This window comes from Streptococcus sp. HMSC10E12, from assembly GCF_001807855.1.
GTDB lineage: Bacteria > Bacillota > Bacilli > Lactobacillales > Streptococcaceae > Streptococcus > Streptococcus salivarius.
Window position 1 is genome coordinate 1,188 of the sequence record NZ_KV791089.1, and the last position, 21,456, is coordinate 22,643.

Below are 21,456 nucleotides of genomic sequence, written 5' to 3' on the forward strand. Positions count from 1 at the left end.
TACTGATTCCAAGAACCTTGATAGGTGCCAAGGTAACATTTTCAAGAACGGTTTTGTGAGGGTAGAGGTTAAAGTGTTGGAATACCATCCCCGCTTCTTTACGCAATTCTACCAAGTCTTTGGCAGAAGCTTCCGTAACATTATGTCCGTTAACGATAAGCGTACCGTTATCGATGGATTCCAAGGCGTTGATAGTACGGATGAGAGTGGATTTCCCAGACCCAGAAGGTCCCAAGAGAACCACAACTTGTCCTTTTTCAATTTCTAGATTGATGTCACGAAGTGCATGATAATCTCCGTAATATTTATTGACATTTTTAAATTCGATAAGTGCCATAAGTGCCTCCTAAAATTTTACATTAATATATGTAACAACAAGAGTGTATTTTACTATAGATATAGTAAAATGTCAAAAATGTTTGAAAATTCAATCATAATGTTTGTCTTTTAACCGATTACACATAGCAAAGCTATCTTAAAAAACAAGAAAAGCTTGTATATCAGCTCAATATCTATAGTAGAAACTTGGTCCTTAACCTATTTTTTGGTATAATATGTTTGATACGTAAAGTTTTCTACTTTACAAAATTGAATGACTTAAGAAAACCGATGAGGTGTTTATATGAAAAAAATTCTAGTAGTTGATGATGAAAGACCAATCTCGGATATCATCAAGTTTAATCTGACTAAAGAGGGTTATGAAGTTGTTACGACTTTTGATGGTCGTGAAGCTTTAGAGCAGTTTGAAGCTGAAAAACCAGACTTGGTCATCCTGGACTTGATGTTGCCTGAACTAGATGGCTTAGAAGTTGCTAAGGAAATTCGAAAGACAAGTCATACACCAATTATCATGCTCTCCGCTAAGGATAGCGAGTTTGATAAGGTTATCGGACTAGAAATTGGGGCAGACGACTATGTGACGAAACCATTTTCTAATCGTGAATTGTTGGCACGTATCAAAGCTCACCTGCGTCGTACAGAGACTATTGAAACAGCAGCAGAAGAAAGCTCTAACTCTGGCAAGCAGGAGATTTCAATTGGTGAGTTGATTATTGTTCCAGATGCGTTTGTTGCTAAAAAACGTGGAAATGAAGTTGAGCTCACACACCGTGAATTTGAGTTGCTTTTCCATTTGGCAACTCATATGGGACAAGTGATGACGCGTGAGCATTTGCTTGAAACTGTTTGGGGCTATGACTATTTTGGTGATGTTCGTACGGTTGACGTAACCATTCGTCGTCTCCGTGAAAAAATTGAAGATACACCTAGTCGTCCTGAATATATTTTGACTCGACGTGGTGTTGGTTATTATATGAAGAATTATGACTAGTATTGGCTTAAACATCACAAGCTTTGAACTAGCCTTACTCTTTACGCTCCTCTTTGTGGCTTTCTACTTTATTTTTCTTGCATATCGTGATTATCGACGAGTCAAAAATATTCGAAAGTTGACCAAGAGGGTCAAGTCCTTAATGGCAGGTAACTATAACGAGGAGTTACGCTTAAAGGGTGATCCAGAGCTTTTAGAGCTAGCTGACAGCTTGAATGATTTATCGGATGTCTTTCGTCTGACGCATGAAAATCTAGCCCAGGAAAAAAACCGCTTATCATCAGTTCTTTCTTACATGAGTGATGGGGTTATTGCGACAAATCGTCGTGGTCAAATTACCATGATTAATAGCACAGCTCAGCGTTTGTTGAATCTAGATTTTGAAACAGCGACACAGATGTCCATTTTAGATTTATTAGATGGCGAAAATCCCTATACTTATAGTGAATTGCTGTCTAAGACTCCTGAAATTCATTTGTCACGTCGAGATGCCAATGATGAGTTTGTGACCCTACGTGTTAATTTTGCCCTTATTCGTAAAGAATCAGGTTTTATCTCAGGTCTGGTTGCCGTTCTTCACGATGCTACTGAGCAAGAAAAAGAAGAGCGTGAACGTCGACTCTTCGTCTCAAACGTTAGTCATGAGTTGCGTACACCTTTGACTTCTGTAAAATCCTATCTGGAGGCACTTGATGATGGTGCTCTCGACGAAGAGATTGCTCCTAACTTTATCAAAGTTTCTTTGGATGAGACCAATCGTATGATGCGAATGATTTCTGACCTCTTGGCACTGTCTCGTATTGACAATAAGAGTACCCAACTTGACGTTGAGATGACCAATTTCACGGCCTTCATGACCTATATATTGAATCGTTTTGATCAGATTAAAAGTCAAGAAACCAATACAGGTAAAACTTACGAAATCATTCGAGATTACCCAGTAAACTCAATTTGGGTAGAGATTGATACAGATAAGATGACCCAGGTCGTGGATAATATTCTTAACAATGCCATCAAGTATTCGCCTGATGGTGGTGAGATTACAGTGTCTATGAAGACAACTGACTCACAGTTGATTGTTTCTATTTCTGACCAAGGTTTGGGTATTCCTAAGAAAGATTTGCCTTTGATTTTCGACCGTTTTTACCGTGTTGATAAGGCCAGAAGTCGTGCCCAAGGTGGAACTGGTCTAGGCTTGTCCATTGCAAAAGAAATTATTAAACAACATAAGGGCTTTATTTGGGCTAAGAGTGAGTATGGTAAGGGTTCAATTTTTACAATTGTGCTTCCATATGACAAGGATGCCATGATGGTTGATGAATGGGAGATGGAGTAGAAATGACCTCAGATTTAGGGTTTAAATATAGTATTTTGGCTTCAGGGTCAACTGGTAATTCCTTTTACTTGGAAACTCCAGAGAAGAAGATTCTTGTAGATGCTGGTTTGTCTGGTAAGAAAATCACAAGTTTGCTAGCTGAGATTGATCGTGAACCGAGTGATTTGGATGCAATCTTAGTAACGCATGAACACAAGGATCACATCCATGGTGTAGGCGTTTTAGCTCGTAAATATGGCATGGATATCTACGCAAATGAGAAAACCTGGCAAATTATGGATAGTAAAAATATGCTTGGTAAGATTGATAATAGCCAGAAACATGTTTTTTCTCGTGATAAGCTTCTGACCTTTGGAGACATTGATATTGAGTCTTTTGGAGTTAGTCACGATGCTATTGATCCACAGTTCTATCGCTTTATGAAAGATGGAAAGAGTTTCGTTATGTTGACGGATACGGGTTATGTTTCTGATCGTATGGCAGGTATTATTGAGAATGCCGACGGCTATCTGATTGAGTCCAATCATGATGTTGAAATCCTTAGAGCAGGTTCATATCCTTGGTCAACCAAGCAACGTATCCTCTCTGATCAAGGTCACTTGTGTAATGAAGATGGAGCGGATGCTATGATTCGCACCATCGGTAATAAAACTAAAAAGATCTACTTGGGTCACCTTTCCAAAGAAAATAATATCAAGGAGTTGGCCCACATGACGATGGAAAATCAGTTGGCACGTGCTGACTTTGGTGTTGGAACTGACTTTAAAGTTTATGATACCTCACCAGACACAGCGACTCCACTGACAGACATTTAAAAATAGCAGAAGAGCTGCACTAATACGTTTAGTGCAGCTTTTTAAAAGGAATGTATTTATGAAAGTAATTTATCTCTCGTTAGGGTTTGTCTCGCTCGGTTTGGGAATTCTTGGGATTCCCCTCCCTATCTTACCCACAACACCTTTTCTACTTTTAGCCATTGCTTGCTTTGCTAGAAGTTCCAAACGTTTTGAGAAATGGTTATATCATACTAAGCTGTATCAAAGTTATGTAGCCGATTTTCGAGAAACCAAATCAATTGCCAAAGAACGAAAGAAAAAGATTATCATCCAAATCTATGTTTTGATGGCAATTTCAATCTTTTTTGCCCCTATACTATGGGTGAAAATCGGACTCTTTTGCCTGACGGTCTTCATCACTTATTATCTCTTTAAGGTTATTCCTGATAAAGACTAAGCTATCATCAAAAAATGAGACTTCCAAGATGGAGTCTCATTTTATATTTTATTAATGTTTGCTACGTAATTTCTTACGGAGTTTATAGGCAAAATTGGCTAGTCCGTAAAGAGGGCTAACTGGAAGGTTGAATTCTCCAATGAATTGTTCAATACGTGGGTTAAATTTGGACTTGAAATTATACAAGCCACCATCTAGTGAATTTTCAATTCCTCCCATGTTTTGCCACTCAGCACCACGCTCAAAAGCGTGATTAGCTGTTTCATACCATGTCAGGATAGCCGGTTGATAACGGCGGTAATCTTCATCCATTCCTGCATAGATATTCTCAGACGTCTTGCCAAATTCAAGAACAAGTGTACCTGAAAGTGGGACCGTTTTATTCCCAGCATCAACCTTTTCTTGAAGAAAGTCAATTTCTTCTTTAAGTCTTTTGTGCTCTTGCTTATTGTTCTCGATTTTTCCTGGTTTAGTTTTTTCAGTGAACTTGGCTGCATCAGCAATGTTCTTTTCGAGTTGCTTATTGAGGTCTTTGAGACGAGCTGGTAAATCAAGAGTTGAGAGTGTAATGTAAGAAGATTCTGGGTAGGTAGTCAACAACTTTTCATAATAATCAATGCCACGAAGGTGGATGTTCTTACGGGCCTCAGTCTTCTTCATCAAAGATGCGAATTGTTCAAGAAGCTCAGTGCCACCAAATTGGACTGAAATCCCCTTATTTCGAGCAGTACGAACAGCCTGCTTGGTACTCTTAGAGAGTTGTTCCTCAGTGAAATCTTCCTTATGGATATTAGCCTGGAAGCGTGGTTGAATATTTTCAGCCATATCTTCAGTGAGGCCAGTCCATTCAACGCCAAGAGCTTGGATGGACTTGGCAATTGCCATAGTCTCTTCACGGATTTCAGCTTCTTGTGAGATCAAGTTTTTTGTCACAAAGAGACTTGGGTCAAATTTCACAAAGAGGGCACGCTTTGTTTTGGCATATTTTTTAAGCGAAGCCATAACAAAGGCGAGCAACTCTTTATCTTGATAGTCCATAATAGGTCCACGAGGGATATAAATCATAGAAAAGCCAAGAGGGAGTGGCTGAATAAGGACACTAGCGACAGCAACGAGATTACCATCTTGATAGAAACCTAGGCGGTCATTTCCCCAACTATCCTTGATTTTAGCCCATGAACTACTCTGTAATAAATTCGTTTGAGGACTATCTATAACAAAGCGGTCATGCTCAGAAGTACTGAGTCCAGTTTTATAGGTATACATATTATTCTAGAACCCACTTTCTAATAGCGTAAGCGACACCAGATTCATCATTTGATTTTGTGATGTGTTTCGCAATTTTCTTCATTTCTGGATTACCATTTTCCATAACAACAGGAGAGCCAACGACTTCAAGCATAGCACGGTCATTTTCTTCATCACCGATAGCCATTGTTTCTTCTTTAGAAAGACCGAGTTTCTCAGCAAGATGGGTTACAGCAATCCCTTTGTTGGCTGTTTTCTTGAGAATTTCTAGATAAAATGGTGTTGATTTTACAATGGTAAAGCGGTCATAAAATTCCTGTGGAAGTTTGGCAATGGCTGCATCAAGAATTTCAGGCTCATCGATATACATGGCCTTAACAAATTCCTTGTCAGCTACCTCTTCAGGTGTACGATAGTAAATCGGCATATGAACAAGTGTAGACTCATGAACCGTGTAGCGGCCAATATTGCGATTACTTGTGTAGATACCATCTTTAGTAATGGCGTGAGAATGAACACCAAGCTTGTTAGCCAAAACCTCAATATCAAGGTAGTCTTCGTATGAGAGTGTCTCACGAATTAATTCATTACCAGTAGAAGTTTCTTGGACAAGCCCACCATTGAATGTGATAACATAATCTCCGTCTTGGTTGAGGTTAAGCTCTTCAAGAAGTGGAAGAACTCCTGGAATAGGGCGACCAGTCGCGATAACAACCTTTACACCAGCAGCTTTAGCATCTTGGATTGCTTGAAAGACTTCCGGTGTAACTTGACGTTGGCTATTTAAAAGCGTTCCATCAATATCAACAGCAATAAGTTTAATAGACATAATAATTACCTGTTTCGTTTAGTTAGTTTCCCTTCTATTTTACTAAAATTTAGGCGCTTTGTCATAGTTCTTCCTGAGAAAAGTATTATTGTCTCTTTAAAGAAGTAGATTAGGTAAGAATTGCCCAAATGCTTTTTAATTGGTAAAATAAGGTCAGACAAATAAAGGAGAGATAAAGTGATTCGAGCAACCAACCAATTGACGGAGCAAGAACGGAAGTCAGCAAAAGCATTGATTGCTAGCTGCCAAGCCCATGATCAAACCTTTCGAGAACCTTATCTCTCCAATATGCTTAATTTTGATTCCAATATGCCGGCCTTTTTCCTCTATTGTCAAGAGGGAGAGTTGCTTGGCTTATTAACGGTTTATGCGGATGATGAAGACATTGAAGTGAGCATCCTAGTGGACCCTAGTCATCGTCGCGAGGGTATTGCCCATGCGATGTATAGAAGCTTTGAAAAAGAAATGGCATCTTACCCTATTCGCTCAGTGACCTTTCAGACGGAGCGTGTTTTTCTCGATCATCATCCTGATTTGGCAAGTCATTGGGATTTGGTTGAAGATGAAGAGACGGAAACCTGGCTAGGGAGAGACAGAACACCATATGCTCTGGATTCCTGTTCAGATGTCAAGGTGCTCTTAGCTGAACCTTCTTACCTAGATGCAATTGCCCATCTCCACCACCAAGCCTTTTCTGATGCAGAGCAAACACTCGAAGTAAGTCGCAGATACATTACAGAGGCATTGAAGGACTCTGATGGCCTACTTTACATCCTACTCAAAGAAGGTCAAGTGATTGGAGTTTGTACGGTCGATTTATCTGGGAATAACAACTATCTCTATGGACTTGCCGTAGCAGAAGCCTATCGTGGCCAAGGCTATGGAAGCTATCTGGCAAAATCAGTCGTCAACCAACTTATTGCGCAAAATGACAAGTCCTTCCAAATTGCAGTGGAAGATAGCAATGTAGGCGCCAAACGCTTATATGAAAAGATTGGCTTTGTCAAACAAACCCAGGTGGTTTACTTGAAGCAGAAAGGGTAAACGCAATGTTGAAACTCTTTTTGAGGTTAGAGTTGCTATCGTCTTAAGTAAAAAAGTAGTTTTATAACAGAAAGGAGTAATCAATGGAAATAAAAATAAAAAATAAAATTAAAGTAGGGGATCAAACGGAAATTATCGAAGAAATCCACGCTTGTGAGGTTATGGAAAAAGGGGATTATACCTATCTTGTTCACCATAATTCGGAGAAAGAAAAAGTGGTTATTAAGTTGAATCAGGATGAGCTAGTGATGACACGATTTTCTAATCCTAAATCCATCATGCGTTTTTCTGCCAAAGTACCTGCCTTGGTCCACATTCCGACCCCTCTTGGTACCCAACATTTTCTGACAGACACTAGTTTATTTGCTCATGACCCGAATGGACAGACAGTTGATATTCATTATCAATTGAAACATCCAGAAACAGAAGACGTTTTTGCTGATTATGAATTAGAAGTTTCTTGGTTTTAATTTTTGAAAAAATAGAATCATTTTGCTTGAATTAATAATAATTTATGATAAAATGTAAAATACAAATAAGGGAGTAGCAGGCAACTTTAATCATGAAATTTGATTAGTAGTTGCGAATATGTCGTCATTACGAAATTTTATATTTCCGGCATATTCTTAAACAGCGAGACTTGTTTTTAATGAAACAAGTCTCTTTTTGTATATAAAAAGAGTCTTGTTAGCCATTTTTCCCTATATAGAAGGAGGAGATTATTTTGTCTAAAGAACAAAGTAAAGCCTTGTTTTACACACAAGGAGAGGAAGAAGTCCTAAAAAGCTTGGACACTTCTGTTGACGGTTTGTCTACTGCACAAGCCAAGGAACGTTTAGATGCCTACGGCTATAACGAGTTGGATGAAGGTGAAAAACGCAGCCTCTTGTCAAAATTCATCGACCAGTTTAAAGATTTGATGATTATCATCCTACTTGTTGCTGCGGCTCTTTCTGTTATTACAGAAGGTATGCATGGTTTGACTGATGCCTGCATTATTTTAGCCGTTGTTGTTTTGAATGCAGCCTTTGGTGTTTATCAAGAAGGACAAGCAGAAGCGGCTATTGAAGCCCTCAAAAACATGTCTAGCCCTATGGCTCGTGTGCGCCGTGATGGCCATGTCGTTGAAATTGATGCACGCGAATTAGTTCCAGGAGATATCGTCTTGCTTGAAGCAGGTGATGTCGTTCCTGCGGACATGCGTTTGCTCGAAGCAGCCTCACTTAAGATTGAAGAAGCTGCCCTTACAGGTGAATCCGTTCCGGTTGAAAAAGACGTTACCGAGGCGGTTGAAGCAGAGGCAGGTATCGGTGACCGTGTGAATATGGCTTATCAAAACTCGAATGTAACGTACGGTCGTGGTGCAGGTGTTGTGACCAATACAGGTATGTATACTGAGGTTGGTAAGATTGCGGATATGCTAGCCAATGCGGACGAATCCCAAACACCGTTGAAGCAAAGTTTGGAGCAACTATCTAAGACTTTAACCTATCTTATTGTCGCTATTGCTTTGGTAACATTCTTGGTTAGTGTCTTCATTCGTGGCGAACAGCCTCTTGAAGGTTTGATGGTTGCTGTTGCTCTTGCCGTTGCAGCCATTCCTGAAGGTTTACCTGCTATTGTAACCATTCTTTTGTCATTAGGTACAACAACTCTTGCCAAACGTAATTCGATTGTTCGTAAATTGCCAGCAGTTGAAACGCTTGGTTCGACTGAAATTATCGCTTCAGATAAGACTGGTACCTTGACCATGAACCAGATGACCGTTGAGAAGGTCTATACAAACGGTCAATTGCAAAGTGCTGATACAGAACTTGGTGCTGATAATACGACCCTTCGTATTATGAACTTTGCCAATGATACTAAGGTAGACCCAGACGGTAAACTAATCGGGGATCCTACTGAAACAGCCCTTGTTCAATTTGGTTTGGACCACAATTTTGATGTGCGTGACGTCTTGAAATCGGAGCCTCGTGTGGCAGAATTGCCATTTGACTCTGACCGTAAGCTCATGTCTACTATCCACAAAGAAGCGGATGGTACATACTTTGTAGCCGTTAAAGGTGCGCCTGACCAATTGCTCAAACGTGTGACTCGTATTGAAATCAATGGTGAGGTCCGTCCTATCACGGATGAAGACAAACAAGCTATCCTTGCGACTAATAAGGACTTGGCAAAACAAGCCCTTCGTGTCTTGATGATGGCTTATAAGACAACGAATGACATTCCTACCTTGGAATCTGCAGTTGTTGAGTCTGATTTGATTTTCTCAGGTTTGGTAGGTATGATTGACCCAGAACGTCCAGAAGCAGCAGAGGCTGTCCGTGTCGCTAAAGAAGCGGGGATTCGTCCAATCATGATTACTGGGGACCACCAAGATACAGCAGAAGCAATCGCTAAGCGTCTTGGTATCATTGATCCAAATGATACGGAAGATCATGTCTTTACTGGCGCTGAGCTTAATGAGCTTTCTGATGAAGAATTCCAAAAAGTCTTCAAACAGTACTCTGTCTATGCGCGTGTATCTCCTGAACACAAGGTTCGTATCGTTAAGGCTTGGCAAAATGATGGCAAGGTTGTTGCCATGACAGGTGATGGGGTTAATGATGCGCCTTCACTTAAGACAGCTGATATCGGTATTGGTATGGGAATCACAGGTACAGAGGTTTCTAAGGGAGCTTCAGATATGGTTCTTGCCGATGATAACTTTGCGACAATTATCGTTGCCGTAGAAGAAGGACGTAAGGTCTTCTCAAATATTCAAAAATCAATCCAATACCTCTTGTCAGCCAACATGGCAGAAGTCTTCATTATCTTCTTTGCCACACTGTTTGGTTGGGATGTGCTTCAACCGGTACACCTTCTCTGGATCAACTTAGTCACTGATACACTTCCAGCTATCGCACTTGGGGTTGAGCCAGCTGAACCAGGTATTATGGCTCACAAACCTCGTGGTCGCCAATCAAACTTCTTTGATGGTGGTGTCTTCGGAGCGATTATGTATCAAGGTGTTTTCCAAACTATCCTTGTTCTTGCAGTATATGGTTGGGGTCTTGCCTTTCCAGAGCATCATACACAAGCAGAAATTCATGCGGATGCCCTTACAATGGCCTTTGCCACACTTGGATTAATCCAGTTGCTCCATGCCTTTAACGTTAAATCTGTTTATCAATCAGTCTTTAAAGTTGGTCTCTTTAGGAACAAGACTTTCAACTGGGCAATTCCAGTGGCCTTCGTTCTTTTGATGGCAACTATCGTAGTTCCTGGATTTAATAACCTTTTCCATGTGTCACACCTTAGTCTGACACAATGGCTTGCGGTTATTGTAGGTTCCTTCTTGATTGTGGTATTGGTTGAATTAGTCAAAGCTATTCAACGTGCCCTTGGTAAGGATAAAGACGCTATTTAAAACATAAAGTCAGAGATAATGGTCTCTGGCTTTTTCTTATCACATCTTGAATTCAGGAGAAGTCTTGTTTATAATTGAAGAGAAATGATCACAAGTTAAGGAGAAGGCCATGAACGAGACCATTAAGACACAACTCAATCACCGCAGCATCCGTCAATTTAAACCTCTAGCTTTGACACAGGAAGAAGTTGACCTTCTGGTTGATGTCGCCAGACATACGGCAACTAGTAATTTTAGACAATCCTATTCGATTATCAGTATTACTGATCAAAAATTGAAGGAAGAAATTGCTGAAATTGCGAATCAGCCTTATATTCCAAATGCTGGTCATCTTTTTGTATTTGTTGTAGACCAAAGACGTAATACTTTGATTGTAGAGGCAAAGGGTGCTGAAGCCTTGGTGCAAGGTAGTCCCGAACGCTTTATCTCGGCCTTTTCAGATGCAATGATTGCTGCTCAAAATGTGGTAGTAGCTGCTGAGAGTTTAGGTATGGGAACAGTTTATTTGGGGAGTATCTTGAATGATAATGCCAAACTTTCAGAGCTTCTCAAACTGCCTAAGTATGTCTATCCTGCAGTGGGCTTAGCAGTTGGTTGGCCAGATCAGGAACCACAGCTTAAACCTCGTTTGCCACGTCACGTCATTCATATGGAAAATTATTATCAGGATTTGGAAAATCCCTTGGAGGAGCTAAAAGATTACGACGCTGAAGTCCATGAGTATTATGACCTTCGCGATTTAAATAATCGGGTTGATGAATTTACGACTCAGATTGCTAAGACCATGGATAAATCAGTTGCTAACCGTGCTAATACCTTGAAGGATCTTCAAAAGCAGGGATTTTTCATTGACTAAAAAAACGACTCCCCTAAGAGTCGTTCTATAAATCAAATAGTGTCATGGATGAAAGGAACTCATTTGCCAGTTCCTTTTTTTCATACTCTAAAAACTCTTGTCGTTTCTTGACTAGGTTGTACCGTTTAGAGAGATTCCATGTTCCAGTAGGATTGAGTTCAGGGTGATTGGAAACAAAGTCAATGGTTAAGTCCCATTCTCGTCGGTATCCAAGAGGACGCGAGTGATAGGTTACACCGTCAATAGTTACCGTCCCATAACTGCGGTGGGCATGACCAAAAACAACATCTTTAACGCCATGTTTGACGAAAATCTGATGGAAGTGTTCAGATCCCAAATAAGCGTTAAAAGGTTTAAAACGTTCGTGCGTCATGGTGAAACGACTATGAGGAACAAAATGCATGGCAACTATAAGGTTATTCGTGTCTAATTCACTTAAGATATTATCTAGCTTCTGGAGACTAGTTTGACAGATTTCGGGATCTGTACCCAATCGTTTAAGTCGTCGGTCGAACCAGAGTTGTTTCTTACGTTTAAGAATTTTATCCAATTTTTCATCAGAATAGGAATAATCATACCACCCATGAAAAGCCAATAAGGTCTTACTTCCTAAATCAATCACCTGAAAATCAAGATTATCAATAATCTCATCATCTAAATCAAGCATATCATGATTGCCTAAATTATAGGTAACCTTGACCGCCTTGGACAGTTTTCGTAGGAAAGGTTTCGTGTCGATATAATAATGGTTAGAAATATCACCAGCGATATGGAGATGACTAACTTCTTGATCTTTTAGGCACTTTATTAGAGTATCGATTTCATATGTTTCAAAGTGATTCAAATCAATATGTAAATCACTCATTACTGCAAGTCTTGTCATAGGAACATTGTAACAAAAAGGTTAAGGCTTGTCTCTAAATGAAGATGATGGAAAATACTTGCCCTTGGACTATATTTTCATTATGATAAGAATATGGATATCAAGTTAGAAATACAAAAGATGGCCAAGGAGATTGGCATTTCAAAAATTGGTTTTACAACCGCCGATGATTTTGCCTATCTGGAAAAATCCCTTCGACTTGGTGTCGAAGAAGGGCGGACAACAGGGTTTGAACATAAAAATATTGAAGAACGTATTTATCCTAAGTTGACCTTAGAATCAGCTAAAACCATCATTTCCATTGCAGTTGCCTATCCGCATAAGTTGCCGCAACAGCCCCAAAAAACAGAATTTAAGCGGGGCAAAATCACTCCAAATTCGTGGGGGCTAGATTATCACTATGTTTTGCAGGACAAACTAAAACGCCTGGCAGAAGGTATTGAAAAACTGACGGAAAACTTCGAATATAAAGGTATGGTGGACACTGGGGCCTTGGTCGATACAGCAGTTGCCAAGCGAGCTGGTATTGGCTTTATCGGAAAGAATGGACTAGTGATTTCAAAAGAATACGGCTCCTACATGTATCTCGGTGAGCTTATCACTAATCTAGAAATAGAACCTGATCATGAAGTAGACTATGGATGTGGGGATTGTCGTCGTTGTCTGGATGCTTGTCCGACATCTTGTCTCATTGGCGATGGGACTATGAATGCCCGTCGTTGCCTATCCTTTCAAACACAGGATAAGGGCATGATGGATATGGAGTTTCGAAAGAAGATAAAGACTGTTATCTATGGTTGTGATATTTGTCAGATTTCCTGTCCATATAACAGAGGTATTGACAATCCCTTAGCTTCAGACATTGACCCTGAGCTTGCTATGCCTGAATTGCTTCCATTTTTAGAGCTGACCAATAAGTCCTTTAAGGAGAAATTTGGTATGATTGCCGGTTCATGGCGAGGGAAGAATATTCTTCAACGTAATGCCATTATTGCCTTGGCCAACTTACATGACCGCAATGCTATTGTCAAACTGATGGAGATTATCGATAAGAATAATAATCCCATTCACACGGCGACTGCCATTTGGGCTCTCGGTGAGATTGTTAAGAAGCCCGATGAGGCTATGTTAGACTATATGAGGGAACTGTCACCTAAGGATGAAGAATCCCAAGCCGAGTGGGAGCTTGTGTGTGCAAAATGGCAAATTTAAGTGATTTATGCTAAAATTAAGCATAATACTATAAAATGGAGGAAACCTATCCATGGAAGTGGCAGAAATTCGCCAAAAAATCTCTGAAAATCAAGAGAAGCTCGTGAGCTTCGGGAGGTCTCTTTGACTTAGATCGTTTGGAAGAGGACATTGCGCTTCTTGAAAACCGAATGACTGAGCCAGATTTTTGGAATGATAATATTGCAGCTCAAAAGACTTCACAAGAGTTAAATGAGCTCAAAATGAAATACGAAACTTTCAACAATATGCAAGAACTCTCTGACGAGACAGAGCTTTATTTAGAAATGTTGGAAGAAGATGATAGTGTTCAAGAAGAGCTCGAAGAAACACTCGAAAAACTTGATAAGATTATGACAAGTTACGAGATGACACTGCTCTTGTCTGAACCATATGACCATAACAATGCCATTCTGGAAATTCACCCAGGCTCTGGTGGTACAGAAGCTCAAGACTGGGCTGATATGTTGCTCCGTATGTACCAACGTTATGGAAATGCCAAAGGGTTCAAGGTTGAGACTTTGGATTATCAGGCGGGTGATGAGGCTGGAATCAAATCTGTAACCCTTGCTTTTGAAGGACCTAATGCTTATGGTTTCCTCAAGTCAGAAATGGGTGTCCACCGTTTGGTTCGTATTTCACCATTTGACTCTGCCAAACGTCGTCATACCTCATTTACATCTGTGGAAGTTATGCCTGAATTGGATGATACCATCGAAGTTGAAATCCGTGATGATGATATCAAGATGGATACATTCCGCTCAGGTGGTGCTGGTGGTCAGAACGTCAACAAGGTTTCTACAGGTGTGCGTTTGACCCACATTCCAACAGGTATTGTTGTAGCTTCAACAGTTGACCGTACACAATACGGGAACCGTGATCGTGCGATGAAAATGCTTCAAGCTAAGCTCTATCAAATGGAGCAAGAAAAGAAAGCAGAAGAAGTGAATGCTTTGAAAGGTGATAAGAAAGAAATCACTTGGGGAAGCCAAATTCGCTCATACGTTTTCACGCCATATACCATGGTTAAAGATCACCGTACAGGCTATGAAGTTGCCCAGGTTGATAAGGTAATGGATGGAGATATTGAAGGCTTCATCGATGCCTACCTCAAGTGGCGCATGGAAGAATAGTAATAACATACTTGTTTTAAGTATTAAAATACTCTATCTCAATGAAAGGAAGGCGTTCAGCTACTTTAGTAGTTGAATACTGACATTATGGCTCTTATTGAATTAAAAGATGTTACTAAGAAGTATGATAAGTCAACAACAGCCCTTAGACACATTGATTTGTCTGTTAACTCTGGGGAGTTTGTTTACTTAGTCGGCCCTTCTGGTGCTGGTAAATCAAGTTTAATTCGCTTGTTCTACCAAGAAGAAAAATTAACGAGTGGTTCTATGAAGGTTGGAGAGTTTGATTTAACTCGACTTCGTAAGAAAGACGTTCCACTCTTGAGACGTTCCATTGGAGTTGTTTTCCAGGATTATAAACTCCTTCCAAAGAAAACAGCTTTTGAAAATGTTGCTTATGCCATGGAAGTTATTGGTGAGAAACCTCGTCATATCAAGAAACGAGTGGCAGAAGTACTTGAGTTGGTTGGTCTTAAACACAAGATGCGTTCGTTTCCAAATCAATTGTCTGGTGGTGAGCAACAGCGTGTCGCTATTGCTCGTGCTATTGTAAATAATCCAAAAGTGTTGATTGCGGATGAACCAACAGGGAACTTGGACCCAGAAATTTCTTGGGAAATTATGCAGGTCCTTGAACGTATTAACTTACAAGGGACTACCATTATAATGGCAACCCATAACTCAACTATCGTTAATAACCTTCGTCATCGTGTCGTAGCGATTGAGGAAGGACGTATTGTTCGTGATGAAGAGGAAGGAGAGTACGGTTACCATGATTAGACGCTTTTTCCGCCATTTAGGAGAATCGATTAAGAATCTCAAACGTAATTTGTTGTCGACACTTACGGCAGTATTTTCGGTAATGATTGTTCTTTCACTTTTAGGTGTCTTTGGCTCTGTTATCTTAAATACACAGAAATTGGCTTCAGATATTGAAAAGAATATTCAGGTCAATGTCTACTTGGATCCAGATTCATCAGATGCCTCGAAAACAGTCAAGGAACTTTCTGGACAGATTGTAGCTAATAAAGACTACCATAAGATTTATGATGCTTTAACCAAGATCAAAGGTGTAGATAAGGTTACCTTCTCTAGCAAAGAAGAACAAAAGAAACAACTCATTGAAACAATGGGGTCAAGTTTCGAGACAGCTACTGGGGATGCTAACCCACTATCTGATGTTTACATCGTTCAAACGAAATCACCAGATGATGTCAGTCGAGTTGCTAAGGAAGCTAAAGCCATTCAGGGCGTTGATAATGCTAACTTTGGTGGGTCAGATACTGAAATTCTGATGTCTACTATGAAACGTGTTCAATTCTGGGGCATCATTGCTACAGCTCTCTTAACGATTGTGGCTGTCCTATTGATTTCGAATACCATTCGAATTACCATTATGTCACGTGCGACTGAAATTCAAATCATGCGTTTGGTAGGTGCCAAGAATTCATATATTCGTCGTCCCTACTTGATGGAGGGTGCTTGGATTGGTGCGCTTGGTGCTATCATTCCTTCAGGACTCATTTATCTTTTGTATCACATGGTTTACTCATCTTTGAACCCTGATTTCGTTAAAGGTGGTATTTCGATGTATGATCCAGAGTGGTTTGTCTATGCGGTTATCGGAACCCTCTTTGCAGTCGGTATCATTATCGGTTCGATTGGGTCACGTATGGCAATGCGCCGTTATTTGAAATACTGAAGAGATTAAAGGAGAACCAATCTGGTTCTCTTTTTGTTTGTCATAAGATTGAGAAAAGCAGATTTTCAACTATATCTCAAAATCGTCTGCTCAAAGCCCAAATCCAAACCCATATTTGGTATAATATTAAAAAACATTGGAAAAGAGATGCATTATGACAAAGTTAGCTACCATTTGTTATATTGACAATGGAAAGGAGCTTTTGCTCCTACATCGTAATAAAAAGCCTAATGATGTTCATGAAGGAAAGTGGATTTCTGTTGGGGGAAAACTAGAAGCGGGAGAAACGCCTGACGAATGTGCTCGTCGTGAAATTCTCGAGGAAACCCATTTTACAGTGACTGAGATGGATTTTAAAGGGATGATTACCTTTCCAGAATTTACCCCCGGTCATGATTGGTACACCTATGTCTTTAAGGTAACTGGTTTTGAAGGAGAACTCATCTCAGATGAGGAATCTCGTGAAGGAACGCTTGAATGGGTACCATATGATGAGGTCTTATCTAAACCAACTTGGGAAGGTGACTACGAGATCTTCAAGTGGATTCTTGCAGATAAGCCTTTCTTCTCTGCAAAATTTGTCTATGATCGTAACCAAAACTTAGTAGACAAGACTGTAACCTTTTATGATAAATAGGGAGGAACTATGAAGCGTAAAAAAACAGAACATTTTTCAGAAACATGGTTTTTTAAGTGGATATTGAATAATCAGGCTGTTGTAGCCTTTTTCATCTTACTTTTGATTGGTTTGACGGTTTTGATTTTCACAAAGATCAGTCCTATTTTTTCACCCGTCATTCAGTTTATGACCATCATTATGTTGCCACTGGTTATTTCCATGCTCCTTTATTATTTAATAAAACCTTTGGTACTACTTGTAGAAAGAACCGGACTAAACCGAACCATGTCTATCTTGGTTATCTATGCTATCCTTGGTTTGCTCTTGGTCTGGGGAATTTCGACAGCTATTCCTAGCTTACAAAATCAAATTTTGATCTTAATAAGAAATGCACCATCATATATTGCACGTGCCAATAGTGAGACGGAACGTTGGATTAATCTTCCTATTCTTTCTAACTTCCACGGAGATTTAGAGTCCATGCTTAGTGATTTTTCAGCGAGAATGGTCAACTATGCTGAGAACTTTTCTTCATCTGCTTTGACGTGGGTTGGAACTTTTGCGAGCACAGTAGCAAGGGTGACAGTAGCTATTATTTTGGCACCTTTCATTCTCTTCTACCTTTTAAGAGATAGCCAAAAGATGAAACATAGCTTTGTCTCAGCCTTACCAACTCGCTTTCGTGAAACAACTGTTCGTATGCTTTCAGATATTAATAGTCAGCTCGAAGGCTATGTTCAAGGGCAGGTTACAGTCGCTATTGTCGTTGCTATCATGTTCTGTATTATGTTTAAGATTGTAGGACTTCGATATGGTGTGACTTTTGGTATTATGGCAGGTTTTCTAAACATGGTTCCTTATCTAGGAAGTTTTCTTGCTATGGTACCAGTTGTAATCATGGGGCTGGTGCAAGGACCTGCTATGCTGATCAAGGTCCTCATCATTTTTGTCATTGAGCAAACTATTGAAGGGCGTTTTGTTTCTCCACTTGTTTTGGGAAATAAACTAAGTATTCACCCGATTACCATTATGTTCATTCTCTTGACAGCAGGTTCTCTTTACGGTGTTTGGGGTGTCTTATTGGGGATTCCAATCTATGCCTCTGTCAAGGTTGTTGTTAGAGAGATTTTTGATTGGTACCGTTCTGTAAGTAATCTTTATCAAGATGATTTAGAAAATGAAGGACAAAAAGACGATGTTAAATAGTGAAAAAATGGTTGCCTCTATTGGAAACCAAGATTTAGACCACGCAGACAAATATTTTAAAAAAGCTTTACGAGAAGATCCTGCAGAGATTCTTGTTGAGTTGGGCCACTACCTAGAGTCTATTGGTTTCTTACAACAGGCACAGGAAATTTACGAAAAAGTTCGTTTTGATTTTCCAGAGGTTAATGTCAATCTAGCACAAATTGCAGCCGAAGATGGCGATATTGAAGAGGCCTTTCTTTATTTGGATGCCATACCTGAAGACTCTGACGACTATTTGTCTGCTTTAATTGTAAAGGCAGACCTCTATCAAATGGAGGGCTTAACTGATGTGGCACGTGATAAGTTGTTGGAGGCAAGTCAACTATCAGATGACTCATTGATTTTTTTTGGTTTGGCTGAGATGGAATTTGAACTTGGAAATTTTGAACAAGCTATTCAATACTATGCTAAATTGGATAATCGTGACCTCCTGGCAATGACTGGCGTTTCTACTTATGAACGCATTGGTAAGGCTTATGCCAGTCTTGGTAAGTTTGAAGCTGCTCGTGAATTTTTGGAAAAAGCTATTGAAATTGAATACGATGATACCATTGCTTTTGAGTTAGCCACTTTGCTCTATGATCAAGAAGAGTATCAAAAAGCTAATTTTTACTTTAAGCAGATAGAAACCATGTCTGCTGACTTCGAGGGTTATGAGTATTTTTACGCCTTGTCCTTACATGCAGAACATAAAACTGAAGAAGCATTACGTATGGCACAACAAGGGATTTCAAAAAATGCTTTTGATGTTCAATTACTTTTGTTAGCATCACAGTTATCCTATGAGTTGCATGACACTCAATCTGCTGAATCTTATCTGAAGCAAGGCTTACCACTCGCTGAGGACCAAGATGAGATTGTTCTACGTTTAAGTACTCTCTATTTAGAAGAAGAACGTTACGAGGATCTAGTAGCTTTAGCCGATTACGAAGTTGATTCTGTTTTGGCTCGTTGGAACATTGCCAAGGCCTACCAAGCACTTGATGATGAAGAAGAAGCCTTTCAAATCTATCAAGATTTGGCTACAGATTTATCTGAAAATCCTGAATTCCTCCATGATTATGCATATATCCAGAGGGAATTTGGTTACAGAGATCAGGCGCGTGCAACAGCAGAAAAATACCTTGCCTTAGTTCCAGATGATGTCAATATGCAAACATTTCTTGAGGATTATTAAGCTTGCGAAAGGCTTTAATCATTGGTTTAAAGAGAGGGAGAGATACATTGGGCTTGCTCACTCCCTCTTTTTTTATTTCTCTATTTATGTTATGATTTTATTAGAACCCATAAGGAGTAAGTATGGTTAAGAGAGATTTAATTCGAAATATTATCATAGCAGTTCTTGTCATTGTAGTGATTTTATTGTTGAGAGCTTTTGTCTTTTCAACACACCGTGTGACTGAAGGTCAGGCGAATGACTATATTCATGCTGGTGATTATGTTACTTTCAATAAAAATGTTGAGCCTCAGAAAAAAGATTTTATTCTTTATACAGTTAATGGCAAGGAATATATTGGTCGTGTTATTGCTGATGAGGGCAAGAGCGTGACAGCTATGGATGATTTCCTTTATGTCAATGATAAGTCAGTTGACGAAGCCTATATTAGCAAGGATAAATCAGCTTATTTGGCGACAGTTTCACCTGGAAACTTCTTCACTGATGATTTTTCCATTGCAACATTGACAGATAATAAACAAACTAAGATTGAAAAGGGTCAATATCTTGTACTGAACGATAACCGTCGTAATACAGATGATAGTCGTAAGTTTGGTCTCATTGAAAAAGACCAAATTAAAGGTGTTATCTCTTTCAGATTGTATCCTCTATCACGTTTTGGTTTCGTTGATGTCGATTAATATTTCAATACTACTAAAAAAGCTAGGAACTTTTGACAAGTTTCTAGCTTTTTTTGCGAATAAATTGGTGAAGGTTTATTTTAAGACTTTATGATGCTGATAGTTTCATCGTCTTAAAATGAATTAGCAGAAATTGTAAGTAGAAAAGGAAATTAAGATGCAATTAGGATTTCATTTTGGATTTAAGAAAAGCAAAGCTTATGGACTGTGCGGTGTTATGCTAGCAATCTTATTTTTAGGCATGTCTGGTCACTCGGCTAAAGCAGATGAAATGTTATCACCAACTGACACATCTTCAACTTTGAAAGAAAGTACAGAGAATCACGAGGCGAGTTATTCTGAAGTAGGAGTACACGATAATTCAACGAGTCAAATGAATCTACAAAGTGAAAAGGTATTAGAGGAGGAGCAAACAAGTCTGGCAGATTCTTCAAAAATAGCTGTCTTAACCAATAGTTCTGTGACCACAAGCTCTTATCAAGAGGCAGATGAACTTAGCGAAATTGATCAAAATCAAAGTCATTTTCTTAGTGCCATTAAGCAAGGAGCTATGGATGGAGCTAAGGAAGGAGTCCTTCCCTCTATTACGGCAGCACAAGCTATCCTAGAAAGTGGTTGGGGGAGCTCTAAACTTGCTAAGGCTCCGAATAATAATCTTTTTGGCATTAAATATTCAGAGGACTGGAATGGAGAAATCGTGACTGTGCCTACCCAGGAATATCTTAATAGTGACTATATCACAGTCAATGCTGCTTTTCGAAAATATGCCTCATGGAATGATAGCGTAGTAGACCATGCAAAATTTTTTACGAGTACCGAGTGGCGAAAAAACAATTACCGAAAAGTTGTGAATGAAACAGATTATCGCGTTGCGGCTCAGGAACTGAAGAATGCAGGATATGCGACAGATCCAAGTTACGCTGGAAAACTTATCCGTTTGATTGAAGCCTATAAACTTTATGAATGGGATGCAGTGAGCAATACGACCAACTCCGTCCTAGAAAATGAAGGAGTAGAGAGCCAAAATCCCAAAGCCGACCTTGCTATTACTGGTCTCAACAATGCTACTGGTAGCTATGATCTTGTTATCTCAAATTTGGTTGCGCCACGAGGCTTCAAAGAAGTCTTAGTTCCAACCTGGTCTGAAAAGAACGGTCAAGATGATATCATCTGGTACAAGGCAACTAAGCAAGCTAATGGAGACTATAAGGTGACCGTTCGTTCAAGCAACCATAAGGGTGATAGTGGTCTGTATAATTCTCATGTCTATCTGGTTGACAATGATGGTAAATATATTGGCCTAGGTGGCAAACAAGTGACACTTGATATTACTAAGACTCAAGGAACCTTAACTATTGCCAATAATGATAAAAATCGTGGAACCTTTGATGTTCTTATCACCAATCTGACAAATCCAAGTGGTATTTCAGGTGTCCTTATCCCCGTCTGGTCTGAGCAAAATGGCCAGGATGATCTTGTTTGGCATAATGCCACAAAAC

21 protein-coding genes are annotated in these 21,456 nt (G+C 39.6%); 17 read left to right on the top strand and 4 right to left on the bottom strand.

What is annotated here, in order from left to right:
* The coding region (locus HMPREF3112_RS11620) for an ATP-binding cassette domain-containing protein (protein ID WP_142350101.1) at nt 1–337 on the bottom strand (337 nt) is incomplete at its 3' end.
* A gap of 285 nt (nt 338–622) precedes the next feature.
* Between HMPREF3112_RS11620 and yycF the strand changes: the two genes are divergently transcribed.
* Genes yycF through HMPREF3112_RS04840 form a run of 4 tightly spaced genes read left to right on the top strand, consistent with a single transcriptional unit; the run spans nt 623 to nt 3,899 of the window.
* Nucleotides 623–1,330, top strand: coding sequence for a response regulator YycF (yycF, locus tag HMPREF3112_RS04825; protein ID WP_070438458.1), 708 nt, complete (start codon nt 623–625; stop codon nt 1,328–1,330).
* The gene (gene vicK, locus HMPREF3112_RS04830) at nt 1,323–2,666 is read left to right on the top strand and encodes a cell wall metabolism sensor histidine kinase VicK (RefSeq protein ID WP_048675079.1); all 1,344 of its coding nucleotides are present in this window, start codon (nt 1,323–1,325) and stop codon (nt 2,664–2,666) included. Before yycF ends, vicK begins: the two co-directional genes overlap by 8 nt.
* 2 nt (nt 2,667–2,668) lie before the next feature.
* A complete protein-coding gene (locus HMPREF3112_RS04835; RefSeq protein WP_048675076.1) occupies nt 2,669–3,481 on the top strand; it encodes an MBL fold metallo-hydrolase in 813 nt (270 codons plus the stop codon).
* 58 nt (nt 3,482–3,539) lie between these two features.
* Nucleotides 3,540–3,899 (top strand): YbaN family protein, encoded by a 360-nt coding sequence (locus tag HMPREF3112_RS04840; protein ID WP_037611660.1) that lies wholly within the window; start codon nt 3,540–3,542, stop codon nt 3,897–3,899.
* Nucleotides 3,900–3,950: 51 nt separating this feature from the next.
* On the opposite strand, the gene HMPREF3112_RS04845 is transcribed toward HMPREF3112_RS04840, so the two are convergent.
* Together HMPREF3112_RS04845 and yidA are read right to left on the bottom strand one after the other, a co-directional pair.
* On the bottom strand, nt 3,951–5,165 hold the full coding sequence (locus tag HMPREF3112_RS04845; RefSeq protein WP_048675073.1) for an aminoacyltransferase: 1,215 nt from the start codon (nt 5,163–5,165) through the stop codon (nt 3,951–3,953).
* Nucleotide 5,166: 1 nt separating this feature from the next.
* Nucleotides 5,167–5,976 (bottom strand): sugar-phosphatase, encoded by an 810-nt coding sequence (gene yidA / locus HMPREF3112_RS04850; protein WP_002890845.1) that lies wholly within the window; start codon nt 5,974–5,976, stop codon nt 5,167–5,169.
* Nucleotides 5,977–6,153: 177 nt separating this feature from the next.
* Here yidA and HMPREF3112_RS04855 point away from each other — a divergent pair, with 177 nt between their 5' ends.
* From HMPREF3112_RS04855 to HMPREF3112_RS04870, 4 genes are all read left to right on the top strand, one after another.
* The gene (locus HMPREF3112_RS04855; protein ID WP_070438460.1) at nt 6,154–7,020 is read left to right on the top strand and encodes a GNAT family N-acetyltransferase; all 867 of its coding nucleotides are present in this window, start codon (nt 6,154–6,156) and stop codon (nt 7,018–7,020) included.
* A gap of 83 nt (nt 7,021–7,103) precedes the next feature.
* Nucleotides 7,104–7,490 (top strand): YwiB family protein, encoded by a 387-nt coding sequence (locus tag HMPREF3112_RS04860; RefSeq protein ID WP_049554312.1) that lies wholly within the window; start codon nt 7,104–7,106, stop codon nt 7,488–7,490.
* Nucleotides 7,491–7,744: 254 nt separating this feature from the next.
* Nucleotides 7,745–10,429, top strand: coding sequence for a cation-translocating P-type ATPase (locus tag HMPREF3112_RS04865; RefSeq protein WP_038675897.1), 2,685 nt, complete (start codon nt 7,745–7,747; stop codon nt 10,427–10,429).
* Between the two features lie 109 nt (nt 10,430–10,538).
* Complete coding sequence (locus HMPREF3112_RS04870; RefSeq protein WP_070438463.1) at nt 10,539–11,285, top strand: NADPH-dependent oxidoreductase; 747 nt, start codon at nt 10,539–10,541, stop codon at nt 11,283–11,285.
* Between the two features lie 25 nt (nt 11,286–11,310).
* Here the strand turns inward: HMPREF3112_RS04870 and HMPREF3112_RS04875 are convergent, their stop codons facing one another.
* Complete coding sequence (locus HMPREF3112_RS04875; protein WP_070438466.1) at nt 11,311–12,168, bottom strand: metallophosphoesterase; 858 nt, start codon at nt 12,166–12,168, stop codon at nt 11,311–11,313.
* Between the two features lie 93 nt (nt 12,169–12,261).
* On the opposite strand from HMPREF3112_RS04875, the gene queG reads away from it, so the two are divergent.
* The 9 genes from queG to HMPREF3112_RS11625 all read left to right on the top strand — a co-directional run.
* A complete protein-coding gene (gene queG / locus HMPREF3112_RS04880) occupies nt 12,262–13,380 on the top strand; it encodes a tRNA epoxyqueuosine(34) reductase QueG (protein WP_014633196.1) in 1,119 nt (372 codons plus the stop codon).
* A 52-nt stretch (nt 13,381–13,432) separates the two neighbouring features.
* Nucleotides 13,433–14,531 (top strand): peptide chain release factor 2 gene (gene prfB, locus HMPREF3112_RS04885; protein WP_096833329.1). Its coding sequence is split into 2 segments (ribosomal slippage): nt 13,433–13,504 and nt 13,506–14,531, totalling 1,098 coding nucleotides; the frame shifts between segments, so codons are not numbered across the junction.
* 87 nt (nt 14,532–14,618) lie between these two features.
* Nucleotides 14,619–15,311 carry a cell division ATP-binding protein FtsE gene (gene ftsE, locus HMPREF3112_RS04890; protein WP_002885005.1) on the top strand — a complete coding sequence of 231 codons (693 nt, stop codon included), beginning with the start codon at nt 14,619–14,621 and terminating at the stop codon, nt 15,309–15,311.
* Nucleotides 15,304–16,233 (top strand): permease-like cell division protein FtsX, encoded by a 930-nt coding sequence (ftsX, locus tag HMPREF3112_RS04895; RefSeq protein ID WP_003092823.1) that lies wholly within the window; start codon nt 15,304–15,306, stop codon nt 16,231–16,233. Before ftsE ends, ftsX begins: the two co-directional genes overlap by 8 nt.
* Before the next feature lie 154 nt (nt 16,234–16,387).
* A complete protein-coding gene (locus tag HMPREF3112_RS04900) occupies nt 16,388–16,870 on the top strand; it encodes an NUDIX hydrolase (RefSeq protein ID WP_070438468.1) in 483 nt (160 codons plus the stop codon).
* A gap of 9 nt (nt 16,871–16,879) precedes the next feature.
* Complete coding sequence (locus tag HMPREF3112_RS04905; RefSeq protein ID WP_070438470.1) at nt 16,880–18,058, top strand: AI-2E family transporter; 1,179 nt, start codon at nt 16,880–16,882, stop codon at nt 18,056–18,058.
* A complete protein-coding gene (locus HMPREF3112_RS04910) occupies nt 18,048–19,277 on the top strand; it encodes a tetratricopeptide repeat protein (protein ID WP_048675054.1) in 1,230 nt (409 codons plus the stop codon). The genes HMPREF3112_RS04905 and HMPREF3112_RS04910 overlap by 11 nt, the downstream gene beginning before the upstream one ends.
* A 122-nt stretch (nt 19,278–19,399) precedes the next feature.
* Nucleotides 19,400–19,957 (top strand): signal peptidase I, encoded by a 558-nt coding sequence (gene lepB, locus HMPREF3112_RS04915; RefSeq protein ID WP_048675051.1) that lies wholly within the window; start codon nt 19,400–19,402, stop codon nt 19,955–19,957.
* Between the two features lie 157 nt (nt 19,958–20,114).
* Nucleotides 20,115–21,456: GBS Bsp-like repeat-containing protein (locus tag HMPREF3112_RS11625; protein WP_256262659.1), on the top strand; the 1,342-nt coding region annotated here is incomplete at its 3' end.